The organism is Streptococcus oralis subsp. oralis, assembly GCF_002096455.1.
GTDB classification, from domain to species: Bacteria; Bacillota; Bacilli; order Lactobacillales; family Streptococcaceae; genus Streptococcus; species Streptococcus oralis_CY.
In genome coordinates this window covers 926255-941047 of sequence record NZ_NCUL01000008.1, presented here as the reverse complement: position 1 = coordinate 941047, position 14793 = coordinate 926255, and the positions used below count along the sequence as shown (strand labels likewise).

Below are 14793 nucleotides of genomic sequence, written 5' to 3'. Positions count from 1 at the left end.
ATGAAGATTATTGTACCTGCAACCAGTGCCAATATCGGGCCAGGTTTTGATTCGGTCGGTGTAGCTGTAACCAAGTATCTTCAAATTGAGGTTTGTGAAGAACGGGATGAGTGGTTGATTGAACACCAGATTGGCAAATGGATTCCCCATGACGAGCGTAATCTTTTGCTTAAGATTGCCTTGCAAATTGCGCCTGACTTGCAACCGAGACGCTTGAAAATGACCAGTGATGTTCCCTTGGCGCGTGGTTTGGGTTCTTCTAGCTCGGTTATCGTTGCTGGGATTGAACTGGCTAACCAACTGGGCAATCTCAACTTATCTAACCACGACAAATTGCAGTTGGCTACCAAGATTGAAGGACATCCTGACAATGTAGCTCCAGCCATTTATGGAAATCTTGTTGTTGCGAGTTCCGTTGAAGGGCACGTTTCTGCGATTGTGGCAGACTTCCCGGAGTGTGATTTTCTAGCTTATATTCCCAACTATGAATTACGCACTCGCGATAGCCGAGGTGTCCTTCCTAAGAAATTGTCCTACAAGGAAGCTGTTGCAGCTAGTTCTATCGCCAATGTGGCCGTTGCAGCCTTATTAGCAGGAGATATGGTGACAGCTGGCCAAGCAATCGAGGGGGACCTCTTCCACGAGCGTTATCGTCAAAGTCTGGTCCGTGAATTTGTGACGATTAAGCAAGTAGCCAAAGAGAATGGTGCCTATGCAACCTATCTTTCTGGTGCTGGACCGACAGTTATGGTCTTGGCTTCTCATGACAAGATGCCAGCGATTAAGGCAGAATTGCAAAAGCAGTCTTTCAAAGGCAAACTTCATGATTTGAAGGTTGATACCCAAGGTGTCCGTGTCGAAACAAAGTAAAGAAATAGAAGATAGGATGGGGAAAGTCTTGATTAAAGGGCTTCCTATCCTTTTTTTGAAAAGAAGTTTATACTCAATGAAAATCAAAGAGCAAACTAGGAAGCTAGCCGCCGGTTGCTCAAAACACTGTTTTGAGGTTGCAGATAGAGATGACGTGGTTTGAAGAGATTTTCGAAGAGTATTAGTTAAAAACTTGATAAAGGAGAAATAAAGATGGCAGAAATTTATCTAGCAGGTGGTTGTTTTTGGGGTTTAGAGGAATATTTTTCACGTATTTCTGGAGTGCTAGCAACCAGTGTTGGCTACGCTAATGGTCAAATCGAAACGACCAATTACCAACTACTCAAGGAAACAGACCATGCAGAAACGGTTCAAGTGATTTATGATGAGAAAGCAGTGTCACTTCGAGAGATTTTGCTTTATTATTTCCGTGTCATTGATCCCTTATCAATCAACCAACAAGGAAATGATCGTGGTCGCCAATATCGGACAGGAATCTATTACCAAGATGAAACAGACTTGCCAGCTATCTACACAGTGGTGCAGGAGCAGGAGCGTATGCTGGGGCGAAAGATTGCAGTAGAGGTGGAGAAACTTCGCCACTACATTTTAGCAGAAGACTACCATCAAGACTATCTCAAGAAAAATCCTTCCGGTTATTGTCATATCAATGTGACCGATGCTGAGAAGCCATTGATTGACGCAGCCAACTATGAAAAGCCTAGTCAAGAGGTGTTAAAGGAAAACTTAACTGAAGAGTCCTATCGTGTCACCCAAGAAGCTGCTACAGAGGCTCCATTTAGTAATGCTTATGACCAGACCTTCGAAGAAGGGATTTATGTAGATATCACGACTGGCGAGCCACTCTTTTTTGCCAAGGATAAGTTTGCTTCAGGTTGTGGTTGGCCAAGTTTTAGCCGTCCAATTTCCAAGGAATTGATTCATTATTACAAGGACTTGAGCCATGGGATGGAGCGAATCGAGGTTCGTTCTCGCTCAGGCAATGCTCACTTGGGTCATGTTTTCACAGATGGACCTCAGGAGTTAGGTGGCCTCCGTTACTGTATTAATTCTGCTTCCTTACGCTTTGTAGCCAAGGATGAGATGGAGAAAGCAGGATATGGCTATCTATTACCTTACTTAAACAAATAAAACTGAGAGGGTGGGGCTTCCCACTTTCTTCATTTCCAGAATAAGAATAGAAGGGACTTATGAAACACTTACTATCTTACTTCAAACCCTACATCAAGGAATCGATTTTGGCACCCTTGTTCAAGTTACTAGAAGCTGTTTTTGAGCTCCTGGTTCCCATGGTGATTGCAGGGATTGTTGACCAGTCCTTGCCCCAGAGAGATCAAGGACATCTTTGGATGCAGATTGGCCTGCTCCTTATCTTTGCAGTAATTGGTGTTTTAGTGGCCTTGGTAGCCCAGTTTTACTCAGCCAAGGCAGCGGTTGGTTTTGCCAAAGAACTGACAGACGACCTCTATCGTCATATTCTTTCTTTACCTAAGGACAGCAGAGACCGTCTGACAACTTCGAGCTTGGTGACTCGCTTGACTTCGGATACCTACCAGATTCAGACTGGGATCAATCAATTTCTGCGCCTCTTTTTGCGAGCGCCCATTATTGTTTTTGGGGCTATCTTTATGGCCTATCGCATTTCTGCTGAGCTGACTTTCTGGTTCTTAGTCATGGTTGTCATTTTGACGATTGTCATTGTCGGGCTCTCTCGATTGGTCAATCCTCTCTACAGTAGTCTTAGAAAGAAAACGGACCAGCTGGTTCAGGAAACGCGCCAGCAATTGCAAGGGATGCGAGTTATTCGTGCTTTTGGTCAGGAAAAACGAGAGTTAAAGATTTTTCAAACTCTTAACCAAGTTTATGCCAGATTGCAAGAAAAAACAGGCTTCTGGTCTAGTTTGTTAACACCTCTGACCTATCTGATTGTTAATGGAACTCTCCTTGTTATTATCTGGCAGGGCTATATTTCAATTCAAGGAGGTTTACTCAGTCAAGGTGCCCTCATTGCTCTTATCAACTACCTCTTGCAGATTTTGGTGGAATTGGTCAAATTAGCCATGCTGATCAATTCTCTCAATCAGTCCTATATCTCAGCTAAGCGAATCGAGGAAGTCTTTGCCGAAGCTCCAGAGGATATTCATTCAGAATTAGAACAAAAGCAAGCTACCGGTGATCGGGTTTTGAAAGTCCAAGAATTGACCTTTACCTATCCCGATGCGGCTCAAGCTTCTCTGAGAGACATTTCCTTTAATATGACTCAAGGGCAGCTCCTTGGTATCATCGGGGGAACTGGTTCAGGTAAATCAAGCTTGGTGCAAGTCTTACTTGGACTTTATCCAGTAGATAAGGGGAGCATTGACCTTTATCGAAATGGTCGTAGTCCTCTTAATCTTGAGCAGTGGCGGTCTTGGATTGCCTATGTACCTCAAAAAGTTGAACTCTTTAAAGGAACCATTCGTTCCAACTTGACATTGGGTTTCAATCGAGAAGTATCTGACCAGGAACTATGGCAGGCCTTGGAGATTGCGCAAGCTAAGGATTTTGTCAGTGAAAAGGAAGGACTTTTGGATGCCCTAGTTGAGGGAGGAGGGCGAAATTTCTCAGGCGGACAAAAACAAAGGCTATCTATTGCCCGAGCAGTCTTGCGACAAGCTCCATTTCTCATCCTAGATGATGCGACCTCGGCCCTGGACACCATCACTGAGTCCAAGCTCTTGAAAGCTATCCGAGAGAATTTACCTAACACGAGCTTAATCTTGATTTCTCAACGAACGTCTACACTTCAGATGGCTGACCAGATTCTCCTCTTGGAAAAAGGTGAGTTACTAGCTGTTGGCAAGCACGATGACTTGATGAGGTCCAGTCAAGTCTATCGTGAAATCAATGCATCCCAACATGGAAAGGAGGACTAGCATGAAACGACAAACCGCAAACCAGACGCTCAAACGTTTGGCCATAGATTTAGCAAGCTATCCCTTCCTCCTTTTCCTAGCCTTTCTAGGAACTATTGCCCAAGTTGCTTTATCGATCTACCTACCTATCTTGATTGGGCAGATCATTGACCAGGTCCTAGTAGCTGGTTCTTCACCAGTTTTTTGGCAGATTTTCATCCAGATGATCTTGGTGGTCATAGGAAATACACTGGTACAATGGGCCAATCCTCTTCTTTATAATCGTCTAATCTTCTCTTATACCAAAGACTTGCGAGAGCGAATCATTCATAAGCTCCATCGTTTACCGATTGCTTTTGTGGATCGGCAGGGCAGTGGAGAGATGGTCAGTCGTGTAACTACAGACATAGAACAGCTGGCAGCCGGCTTGACCATGATTTTTAACCAATTTTTCATTGGCGTTTTGATGATTTTGGTTAGTATTCTAGCCATGCTCCAAATTCACCTCCTCATGACCCTCTTGGTCTTGCTGTTGACACCCCTGTCCATGGTGATTTCACGCTTTATTGCCAAGAGATCTTATCACCTCTTCCAGAAGCAAACAGAGACGAGGGGGATTCAGACTCAGTTGATTGAAGAATCGCTTAGCCAGCAGACTATTATCCAGTCCTTCAATGCTCAAACAGAGTTTATCCAAAAACTGGATGAGGCGAATGCCAACTACGCAGGCTATTCTCAGTCAGCCATCTTTTATTCATCAACGGTCAATCCTTCAACTCGCTTTGTCAATGCGCTCATTTATGCCCTTCTAGCTGGAGTGGGAGCTTATCGTATCATGATGGGTTCAACCTTAACCATTGGGCGTTTAGTAACTTTTTTGAACTATGTCCAACAGTACACCAAGCCCTTTAACGATATTTCTTCAGTTCTAGCCGAATTGCAAAGTGCTCTCGCTTGTGCAGAACGTGTCTATGTTGTCTTAGAAAGTCCTGAGGTGTCTGAAACAGGTAAGGAAATCTTGACCAGTGACCAAGTGAAGGGAGCCATTTCCTTTAAGCATGTTTCTTTTGGATACAATCCTGAAAGGATCTTGATTAAGGATTTGTCTATCGATATCCCAGCTGGTAGCAAGGTAGCCATCGTTGGTCCGACAGGTGCTGGTAAGTCAACTCTTATCAATCTCCTCATGCGTTTTTATCCTATTAACTCGGGAGATATCTTGTTAGATGGGCAATCCATTTATGATTATACCCGAGCGTCATTGAGACAGCAGTTTGGCATGGTGCTCCAAGAAACCTGGCTCAAGCAAGGAACCATTCATGACAATATTGCCTTTGGAAATCCTGACGCCAGTCGGGAGCAGGTGATTGCTGCCGCAAAAGCAGCCAATGCAGACTTTTTCATCCAACAGTTACCACAGGGATACGATACCAAGTTGGAAAATGCAGGAGAATCACTATCTGTCGGTCAAGCCCAGCTCTTGACCATCGCCCGAGTCTTTCTAGCTATACCAAAGATTCTTATCTTAGACGAAGCGACTTCCTCCATCGATACACGGACAGAAGTGCTAGTACAGGATGCCTTTGCTAAACTCATGAAGGGACGTACAAGCTTTATCATTGCTCACCGTTTGTCAACCATTCAGGATGCGGATTTGATTCTTGTCTTGGTAGATGGTGACATTGTAGAGCATGGTAACCATCATGATCTCATGGATAGAAAGGGCAAGTATTACCAAATGCAAAAAGCTGCGGCCTTTAGCTCTGAATAAGTCATTCCTACCCATTTAAATTCTTAATGACACTAAAAGTTGCCTTCGGGTGACTTTTTTGTTACAATAGCTAGAAAAAATCAAGGTCTTAGAAGGAGAAAACAATGAAAGTCTATCAGCATGTAAATATCGTGACTTGTGACCAAGATTTCCATGTTTATTTGGATGGTGTCTTAGCCGTTAAGGATTCTCAAATCGTCTATGTCGGCCAAGAGGAGCCAGAGATTTTAGAGCAAGCTGAGCAGATTATAGACTATCAGGGAGCCTGGATCATGCCTGGTTTGGTTAATTGCCACACCCATTCTGCCATGACAGGTTTGCGAGGAATTCAGGATGACAGCAATCTCCACGAATGGCTCAATGACTATATCTGGCCAGCAGAAGCAGGATTTACTCCCGATATGACTACCAAGGCAGTCAAAGAAGCTCTGACAGAGATGCTCCAGTCAGGAACAACAACCTTCAACGATATGTATAATCCCAATGGTGTGGATATTGAGCAAATTTATCAGGCAGTTAAGGCTTCCAAGATGAGTTGTTATTTCTCACCGACCCTCTTTTCTTCAGAGGCAGAAACAACTGCTGAGACCATAAGCAGAATCCGAGCCATCATAGAGGAAATCTTAGGATATGAAAACCCAAATTTCAAGGTTATGGTGGCTCCACATTCTCCCTACAGTTGTAGTAGAGACCTTCTGGAAGCAAGCTTAGATATGGCAAAAGAGCTGGACATTCCTATCCATATCCATGTGGCGGAGACCAAGGAGGAATCAGGAATTATCCTGAAACGATACGGCAAACGCCCCCTCGCATTTCTAGAAGAACTAGGTTACTTAGATCATCCGTCTGTCTTTGCTCACGGGGTCGAATTAAACGAGAGAGAAATTGAACGTTTGGCAACCTCTCAAGTGGCCATCGCTCACAATCCTATTAGTAACCTCAAACTGGCCTCAGGGATCGCTCCAATCATCCAACTGCAAAAAGCAGGAGTAGCAGTCGGAATTGCGACTGACTCAGTTGCTTCCAATAACAATCTAGATATGTTTGAGGAAGGACGGACCGCAGCCCTTCTTCAGAAAATGAAGAGTGGAGATGCCAGCCAATTCCCTATCGAGACAGCCCTTAAGGCACTGACAATCGAAGGGGCTAAGGTTCTAGGAATGGAAAATCAGATAGGAAGCCTAGAAGTTGGCAAACAGGCAGATTTTCTGGTCATTCAACCACAAGGAAAAATCCATCTTCAACCTCAGGAAAATATGCTCTCTCACCTGGTTTATGCTGTCAAATCCAGTGATGTTGACGATGTTTATATCGCTGGAGAACAGGTGGTTAAGCAAGGCAAAGTTTTGACAGTAGAGATTTAAAAAATTTTAAAAAAAGTTTGCAAAAATCTTGCATTCTTTTTTTGTCTATGCTATACTTATATACGGTTTGAAAAAACTGCCTAAGACAGTAGGGGAGCTCGACTCATAAAGATCCTACCGAGGACAAAACGTATCATGTAAAAAGAAGCGTATTGTACTTTCGTGTCTAGGTTTGGGCGCGTTTTTCTTTTGGAAAAATTCCCCAAGCAAAATAATTACGGAGGTGAACACACTAATGAGTGAAGCAATTATTGCTAAAAAAGCGGAACTAGTTGACGTAGTAGCTGAAAAAATGAAAGCTGCTGCATCAATCGTCGTTGTAGACGCTCGTGGTTTGACAGTTGAACAAGATACAGTTCTTCGTCGTGAGCTTCGTGGAAGCGAAGTTGAGTATAAAGTCATTAAAAACTCAATCTTACGTCGTGCAGCTGAAAAAGCTGGTCTTGAAGATCTTGCATCTGTTTTTGTTGGACCATCTGCAGTAGCATTTTCTAACGAAGATGTTATCGCACCAGCGAAAATCTTGAACGACTTTGCTAAAAACGCTGAAGCACTTGAAATCAAAGGTGGTGCAATCGAAGGCGCTGTCGCATCTAAAGAAGAAATCGTTGCTCTTGCAACTCTTCCAAACCGCGAAGGACTTCTTTCTATGCTCCTTTCTGTACTTCAAGCGCCAGTGCGCAACGTTGCTCTTGCAGTCAAAGCGGTTGCAGACAACAAAGAAGACGCAGCTTAATCTTAAGCTACGCAGCGTAGCCTAGCTACGGAAAAACGATTATAAAATTAAAAACTTATTTGGAGGAAATAACAATGGCATTGAACATTGAAAACATTATTGCTGAAATTAAAGAAGCTTCAATCCTTGAATTGAACGACCTTGTAAAAGCTATCGAAGAAGAATTTGGTGTAACTGCAGCTGCTCCTGTAGCTGTTGCTGCAGCTGGTGCTGCTGACGCTGGTGCTGCTAAAGACTCATTTGACGTTGAGTTGACAGCTGCTGGTGACAAAAAAGTTGGCGTTATCAAAGTTGTACGTGAAATCACTGGTCTTGGACTTAAAGAAGCTAAAGAACTTGTTGATGGTGCACCAGGTGTCATCAAAGAAGGCGTTCCAACTGCAGAAGCTGAAGAAATCAAAGCTAAATTGGAAGAAGCTGGAGCTTCAGTTACTCTTAAATAATAGAGCAACTACATTAGTAGCTTAAAAAACATATAAAACCGCTATTCTTAGGACTAGCGGTTTTTCTTTTTGTTCTAAAAGGGGCAAAAAAGGGGCAAACTAATTATATAGTTTATCTAGGAGACAAACAAGTTTTGAATAATAGGCTTTCCATAAAAAATGATACAAGTTTTTACCCTTCAGGATTTATTTTTTTCTAGTATCATTATTCCTATGAACAGTAGAAAAGTAAGTTTTTAATTTATTGATACTCCGGATATTATAATCTCAGTATTAAAGAACTTTATTGAAGGTAATTTTCGAACGGTTTGAGGTAATTTCAATGAAATTTTAATAGATATTTCAATTTTCTTCTTGACTCTGACCTTAGGTAAGGGATTATACTAATAATAGATAAGAAAGGAGATTACCATGCAAATCAATATGATTCGTTCAGATAAAGTTTACCAAGAGATTCTCGAGCTTCCTTTAGAAAAAAGAGAAGGTTGCTTTCGAGCTAAAATATTAGCACCTTTTGCAATGAAATACCAAACGCAACACATTCCTCTGAAAGCAAAGTATCCTGGAGGATTTGATGCTCTTTTCCTACTTGGCTTTATGAATCAGTTACCCTCAACTCTCTCAGAAAAGGATAGACCAGCTATCGACTCTCTGAGCTCTGATCAACTCTGGCAGGACTGCCAGGATACCATCAAAAGGAGTATTGGGCTTTTTGAGCAGGCTGGCTATGACTTAGATGTTGAGGATTACCATTTTACTATTTTATTGGGCAATCCAGAAAAACCTATGCTACAGCTCAATAAGGGTTATAGCGGAGATGGCGGAATTCCAGGCTACCTCATGCTTAGTCTGCTACCAAATGACTATACTTTACCCCGTGTGCAGGCAGCGTTAGCCCATGAGTGCAATCACAATGTCCGCTTCCAATTTGTCAAATGGAACCAGCAGACGACACTAGCAGACTGGGTAGTCAGTGAAGGATTGGCAGAGTCTTTTGCGGCTGAGCTCTATGGTAAGGATCTCATTGGGCCTTGGGTTACTTCAACCAGTCCAGAGCAGTTAGAAGAGATTAAGCCCATCATCTCAAGTCAGCTTCAGCTAACAGGTATGGCGGAAATGGCTCCTTATCTTTACGGTGATGAAATTGCTGAGATTCAAGGTCAAATACCGGTTGGTATGCCTTATGCTGCAGGCTATGCTTATGGCTATCATCTTATACAAGCCTATCTGAAAAAGACTGGCAAGAGCATTATTGAGGCCACAGTAACACCAACAGAAGAGATTTTAGAGGCGACTGAAGACTTTTGGAAATGACACTTTTGTTTGAAAATTTGCCAGAACATGATATAATGTAGGTAATTTCAGGAGGTGATAGTATGCACTATAAAAGAATTGAATTGAAGGTGACAGATCAAGGAATTCATGAGCGCAAGATTTTTCAAGGTGTTAAGATTTTCAGTCGTAGCAAGTTATCTAAAGATCAGAAAAGCATTCTAACACAGAAGCTTTACCTGACTCCGAAGCAAAACATCGTTTACTATCAACGGACAGATGTCAACTATGACCAGAACTGGCAGCATAATAAGGACTATTACGAATTAGCTTATGGTCAGTTGGACAGAGAGACTGTTTTTAAGGTTTGTCAAGATTTTGACGAACTAAGTCCTTTTCTGGAAAATGAGCTACTTGAGAAGCTAAAAGAAAAGCAGTTAACAGGCAAATTTTTTGAAAAATTAGATATATAAAAATCCGGCTGCTTTTATAAGCAGTCGGATTTATTCTAGTGTGATAGTGCTGAAACAATACCTTTACTATCATAGCCTTGGCTACATTTTTAAAAGTTATTTTAGCTGTCTTGAGGAGCTTGATACTGATGTCCTCAAGTCGACCATAGTATACTGCCATCTATTCATCTGATGAGAGGGATTTTATCATCCAGATATTCATAGCTGGGTGGCCGGCGGCGTTAGAAAGTGGTTGTTGCAATGCTGTAAAACCATAGTGTTGATAGATGGCCACAGCCGTAACCAGCTCAGTAGAGGTTTCTAGATAAAGCTGTTCATAACCAGCTAGACGGGCTTCCTGGAATATGCGCTTTATCAACCTACTGGAATAACCTTTGCCACGACTGTTTTTAGTGACATACAGTTTTTGTAATTCAGCAATCTTATCGGACACTGGTGCAAAGCCCCCACAACCAACCAGTTGCCCTTCATCTTCCAGAACAAAGTAAGCTGACCTCTCTTGCTGTTGATAATAGTCGGTCAAATGATCTAGATGAGAATCAAAGTAGACAGTTCCTGGTTTGTCAAGCCCGAATTCTTCTAGGCTGGTTCGAATGAGCTGCGCTACAGCTGGATTATCTCTCACTTCCATTGGCCGTAAGTTCATCAATTGTCCTCCGATAGGATGTATCGACTAATTAAACAATACCTTGTGCAATCATAGCGTTTGCTACATTTTCAAAGGCAGCAATGTTAGCTCCTGCAAGGTAGTCAGTACCAAGACCGTATGTTTCAGCAGTTGTTTTAGCTGTATTAAAGATATTGGTCATGATATCTTTGAGACGTCCATCAACTTCTTCACGTGTCCATGAAAGGCGAAGGCTATTTTGGCTCATTTCAAGAGCTGAAACAGCTACACCACCAGCGTTAGCAGCTTTGGCAGGTCCGTAAAGGATTCCGTTTTCCTTGTAGACTTTAATCGCATCAAGGTCACTAGGCATGTTAGCACCTTCAGATACACAGATAACGCCTTGAGCAACCAAACGTTTGGCTGCGTCACCATTGATTTCGTTTTGAGTCGCACATGGAAGAGCGATGTCGTAGTTACCAGCGTAAGTCCATACAGAACCTTCATGGTAAGTAGCAGAAGCTTTTTCAGCTGCATACTCAGTCAAACGAGCCCGGCGTTTTTCTTTAACATCAACCAAAAGATCGAAGTCAATACCATTTTCATCGATGACATAACCGTTTGAGTCAGATACAGAGATAACAGTCGCACCAAGTTCAGTCGCTTTTTGAAGAGCATATTGAGCTACGTTACCAGAACCTGAAATTACCACTTTCTTACCAGCAAAACTGTTACCATTAGCTTTGAGCATTTCTTCAGTGTAGTAAACCAAACCATAACCAGTTGCTTCTGGACGAATCAAGCTACCACCAAATCCAAGAGGTTTACCAGTCAAGACACCCGCATCAAATTGGTTAAGACGTTTGTATTGTCCGTATAGGTAACCAATTTCACGTCCACCAACACCGATATCACCAGCAGGTACGTCAAGAGATGGTCCGATGTATTTTTGCAATTCTGTCATAAAGCTTTGGCAGAAGCGCATCACTTCAGCGTCAGTCTTTCCTTTAGGATCGAAGTCTGATCCCCCCTTACCTCCACCGATTGGAAGTCCAGTTAAGACGTTTTTAAAGATTTGTTCGAAGCCGAGGAATTTCAAGATCCCTTGGTTTACAGTTGGGTGGAAACGAAGTCCGCCTTTATATGGTCCAACAGCTGAGTTGAATTGAACACGGTAACCACGGTTGACTTGGACTTTACCTTCACGGTCAACCCAAGGAACACGGAAAGAAATCACGCGCTCAGGCTCAGTGATGCGTGCCAAGATGTTTTCTTCGATATACTCAGGGTGTTTTTCAAATACAGGTTCCAAAGTGCTGAAGAATTCTTCAACCGCCTGGAGAAATTCAGCCTCATGCCCGTTACGAGCTTTCACAGTTGCAAACACGCTTTGGATATAGTCTTTAGCAGATGTCATATCGTTCTCCTTTTTGTTGTTATATTTTATTACATGAGCCATTATAGCAGAATTTTTTTTGAGTGTAAAGAAAAAAACAGAAATTTTCTAAAAATTCTTTCAATTTACAAAACCGAACGTTTTATATAGAAATTAGTTTCTCAAAGAGAAAATCTTAAAGTATGGTATAATATTAGAAATAAAAGGAATCTGGAGGATCAGAATCATGGTATCAACGAAAACACAAATAGCTGGCTTTGAGTTTGACAATTGCTTGATGAATGCGGCGGGTGTGGCTTGTATGACGATAGAAGAGCTTGAAGGAGTCAAAAACTCAGCGGCGGGTACTTTTGTTACGAAGACTGCGACCTTGGACTTTCGTCAGGGCAATCCTGAGCCACGATACCAGGATGTTCCACTTGGTTCTATCAACTCCATGGGCTTACCAAATAATGGCTTAGACTACTATCTGGACTATCTTTTGGACTTGCAGGAAAAAGAGCCAAACCGAACTTTCTTCCTATCTTTAGTTGGCATGTCTCCAGAAGAAACACATGCCATCTTGAAAAAAGTTCAAGAGAGTGAATTCAAAGGACTGACAGAGCTTAATCTCTCTTGTCCAAACGTTCCAGGAAAACCTCAGATTGCCTATGATTTTGAGACAACAGACCGGATTTTGGCAGAAGTATTTGCCTACTTTACCAAACCTCTTGGAATTAAATTACCACCATATTTTGACATTGTTCACTTTGACCAAGCAGCAGCTATTTTCAACAAATATCCGCTTAAGTTTGTCAACTGTGTTAACTCTATCGGAAATGGCCTTTATATAGAAGATGAGTCTGTCGTGATTCGTCCTAAAAATGGTTTTGGTGGCATTGGTGGAGAGTACATCAAACCAACTGCTCTAGCGAATGTACATGCCTTCTACCAACGTCTCAATCCGCAAATTCAAATCATCGGAACTGGTGGTGTTCTAACGGGTCGTGATGCCTTTGAACACATCCTCTGCGGTGCGAGTATGGTGCAAGTAGGGACTACCCTTCACAAAGAAGGCGTCGGTGCTTTTGAACGCATTACCAATGAACTGAAAGCTATTATGGCGGAAAAAGGGTACGAGAACCTAGAAGATTTCCGTGGGAAATTGCGCTATATTGATTAAGTTTAATAAAAAATCAGAAGAAAGGAGAGAAGATGCTAGCCATAGAAGAGAGTCAAAAGGTATCTCTATCAAATTTATCTAGCTTGAATCTATTTACTGGGACAGACCAGGGTCAGTTTGAAGTTATGAAGAGTCAAGTATTGAAACAGATTGGTTATGATCCAGCTGATCTCAACTTTGCTTACTTTGATATGAAAGAAGTAGCTTATAAAGACTTAGGGTTGGAGTTGGTCAGTCTCCCTTTTTTTGCGGATGAGAAAATCGTGATATTAGACCATTTTGTCGATATCACAACAGCCAAGAAACGATTTTTAGCAGATGATGAGCTCAAGTCGTTTGAGGCATACTTTGATAACCCTTCGCCAACAACCAAGTTGTTGATTTTTGCAGAAGGAAAGTTAGATAGTAAAAGACGGCTGGTCAAATTGCTCAAACGAGATGCGACTGTATTTGATGCTATTGAACCTAAAGAACAAGAACTTCGCCAGTATTTCCAAAAATGGAGCCAGACACAAGGTCTGCAGTTTGCAGAAAAGTCTTTTGAAAATCTACTTCTCAAATCCGGTTTTCAATTTAGTGAAATCCAGAAAAATCTCCTTTTTTTACAGTCTTATAAGTCAGACGGCGTGATTGAGGAGAAGGACATTGTCGAGGCTATTCCAAAGACTCTGCAGGACAATATTTTTGATTTGACTCAGCTTATTTTAGCTAAGAAGATTGACCTGGCCCGTGACCTGGTTAGAGACTTGACCTTGCAAGGGGAGGATGAGATCAAGCTCATAGCTGTCATGTTAGGAAAGTTTCGTACCTTTACCCAAGTGAAGATTTTATCAGAGACTGGTCAGACGGAATCGCAGATTGCAAGCAGTCTGGGAACTTACTTGGGGCGCAACCCTAATCCTTATCAAATCAAGTTTGCACTGAGAGATTCGAGAGGGATTTCCTTGACTTTTCTCAAGCGAGCGATTTCTTATTTGATTGAAACAGACTACCAGATTAAGACAGGTGTCTATGAAAAGGGGTACTTGTTTGAAAAGGCACTTTTGCAGATTGCGGCAGAGGCAAATTGAGCAAAAAACTTGAAAAAAGAGGATGATTGCGTTATCATTTTCATATAGAAAGAAAAAGAGGTATTACAGATGGCTATTATCTTACCAGACCTTCCATACGCATATGACGCTTTGGAACCATACATCGATGCAGAAACAATGCACTTGCACCATGACAAACACCACCAAACTTATGTCAACAATGCAAATGCAGCTCTTGAAAAACACCCTGAAATTGGTGAAGACCTTGAAGCTTTGCTTGCTGATGTAGATTCTATCCCAGCTGATATCCGTCAAGCACTTATCAACAATGGTGGTGGACACTTGAACCACGCTCTTTTCTGGGAATTGATGACTCCTGAGAAAACAGCTCCATCAGCAGAACTTGCAGCAGCAATCGACGCAACATTTGGCTCATTTGAAGAGTTCCAAGCAGCCTTTACAGCAGCAGCTACAACTCGCTTCGGTTCTGGATGGGCATGGTTGGTTGTTAACAAAGAAGGGAAGCTTGAAGTGACTTCAACAGCAAACCAAGACACACCAATCTCAGAAGGTAAAAAACCAATCTTGGGCTTGGACGTTTGGGAACATGCTTACTACGTGAAATACCGCAACGTGCGTCCTGACTACATCAAAGCTTTCTTCTCAGTCATTAACTGGAACAAGGTAGACGAGCTTTACGCAGCAGCTAAATAATAAAATATGGAGGGAAGAATTGTTCTTCTCTTTTTAAAG

At 42.1% G+C, this 14793-nt stretch carries 14 protein-coding genes and 1 other annotated feature; of the genes, 12 read left to right on the top strand and 2 right to left on the bottom strand.

The genetic code is table 11. The features are described 5' to 3' along the window. From thrB to B7720_RS09115, 9 genes are all read left to right on the top strand, one after another. Positions 1–870: a homoserine kinase gene (gene thrB, locus B7720_RS09165; RefSeq protein ID WP_044020572.1), complete on the top strand. Its 870-nt coding sequence runs from the start codon at positions 1–3 to the stop codon at positions 868–870. A 213-nt stretch (positions 871–1083) separates the two neighbouring features. Then, positions 1084–2022: a peptide-methionine (R)-S-oxide reductase MsrB gene (msrB, locus tag B7720_RS09155; protein WP_084857679.1), complete on the top strand. Its 939-nt coding sequence runs from the start codon at positions 1084–1086 to the stop codon at positions 2020–2022. 59 nt (positions 2023–2081) lie between these two features. Further along, the gene (locus B7720_RS09150; protein ID WP_084857677.1) at positions 2082–3806 is read left to right on the top strand and encodes an ABC transporter ATP-binding protein; all 1725 of its coding nucleotides are present in this window, start codon (positions 2082–2084) and stop codon (positions 3804–3806) included. Between the two features lies 1 nt (position 3807). Beyond that, positions 3808–5556 carry an ABC transporter ATP-binding protein gene (locus tag B7720_RS09145; protein WP_084857674.1) on the top strand — a complete coding sequence of 583 codons (1749 nt, stop codon included), beginning with the start codon at positions 3808–3810 and terminating at the stop codon, positions 5554–5556. A 104-nt stretch (positions 5557–5660) separates the two neighbouring features. Further along, a complete protein-coding gene (locus tag B7720_RS09140; RefSeq protein WP_084857672.1) occupies positions 5661–6920 on the top strand; it encodes a TRZ/ATZ family protein in 1260 nt (419 codons plus the stop codon). A 61-nt stretch (positions 6921–6981) separates the two neighbouring features. Continuing rightward, positions 6982–7117 (top strand) — a sequence feature (ribosomal protein L10 leader region). Between the two features lie 38 nt (positions 7118–7155). Continuing rightward, positions 7156–7656: a 50S ribosomal protein L10 gene (rplJ, locus tag B7720_RS09130; protein ID WP_001287274.1), complete on the top strand. Its 501-nt coding sequence runs from the start codon at positions 7156–7158 to the stop codon at positions 7654–7656. A gap of 74 nt (positions 7657–7730) precedes the next feature. Next, positions 7731–8099, top strand: coding sequence for a 50S ribosomal protein L7/L12 (gene rplL, locus B7720_RS09125; protein ID WP_001196964.1), 369 nt, complete (start codon positions 7731–7733; stop codon positions 8097–8099). Positions 8100–8510: 411 nt separating this feature from the next. After that, positions 8511–9413 (top strand): DUF2268 domain-containing putative Zn-dependent protease, encoded by a 903-nt coding sequence (locus B7720_RS09120; RefSeq protein ID WP_049520688.1) that lies wholly within the window; start codon positions 8511–8513, stop codon positions 9411–9413. 62 nt (positions 9414–9475) lie between these two features. Beyond that, entirely contained in the window at positions 9476–9844 is a 369-nt protein-coding gene (locus B7720_RS09115) for an EXLDI protein (protein WP_000559015.1), read from the top strand. Positions 9845–10004: 160 nt separating this feature from the next. Here the strand turns inward: B7720_RS09115 and B7720_RS09110 are convergent, their stop codons facing one another. Beyond that, entirely contained in the window at positions 10005–10490 is a 486-nt protein-coding gene (locus tag B7720_RS09110; protein ID WP_084857670.1) for a GNAT family N-acetyltransferase, read from the bottom strand. Between the two features lie 31 nt (positions 10491–10521). Continuing rightward, complete coding sequence (gdhA, locus tag B7720_RS09105; RefSeq protein WP_084857668.1) at positions 10522–11868, bottom strand: NADP-specific glutamate dehydrogenase; 1347 nt, start codon at positions 11866–11868, stop codon at positions 10522–10524. Positions 11869–12073: 205 nt separating this feature from the next. Between gdhA and B7720_RS09100 the strand changes: the two genes are divergently transcribed. The 3 genes from B7720_RS09100 to sodA all read left to right on the top strand — a co-directional run bounded on the left by B7720_RS09100 (position 12074) and on the right by sodA (position 14754). Beyond that, on the top strand, positions 12074–13009 hold the full coding sequence (locus B7720_RS09100) for a dihydroorotate oxidase (protein WP_084857666.1): 936 nt from the start codon (positions 12074–12076) through the stop codon (positions 13007–13009). 32 nt (positions 13010–13041) lie between these two features. After that, positions 13042–14079, top strand: a complete 1038-nt coding sequence (gene holA, locus B7720_RS09095; protein ID WP_084857664.1) for a DNA polymerase III subunit delta — start codon at positions 13042–13044, stop codon at positions 14077–14079. Positions 14080–14148: 69 nt separating this feature from the next. Beyond that, positions 14149–14754, top strand: coding sequence for a superoxide dismutase SodA (gene sodA / locus B7720_RS09090; RefSeq protein ID WP_000974728.1), 606 nt, complete (start codon positions 14149–14151; stop codon positions 14752–14754). Positions 14755–14793: the final 39 nt, after the last annotated feature.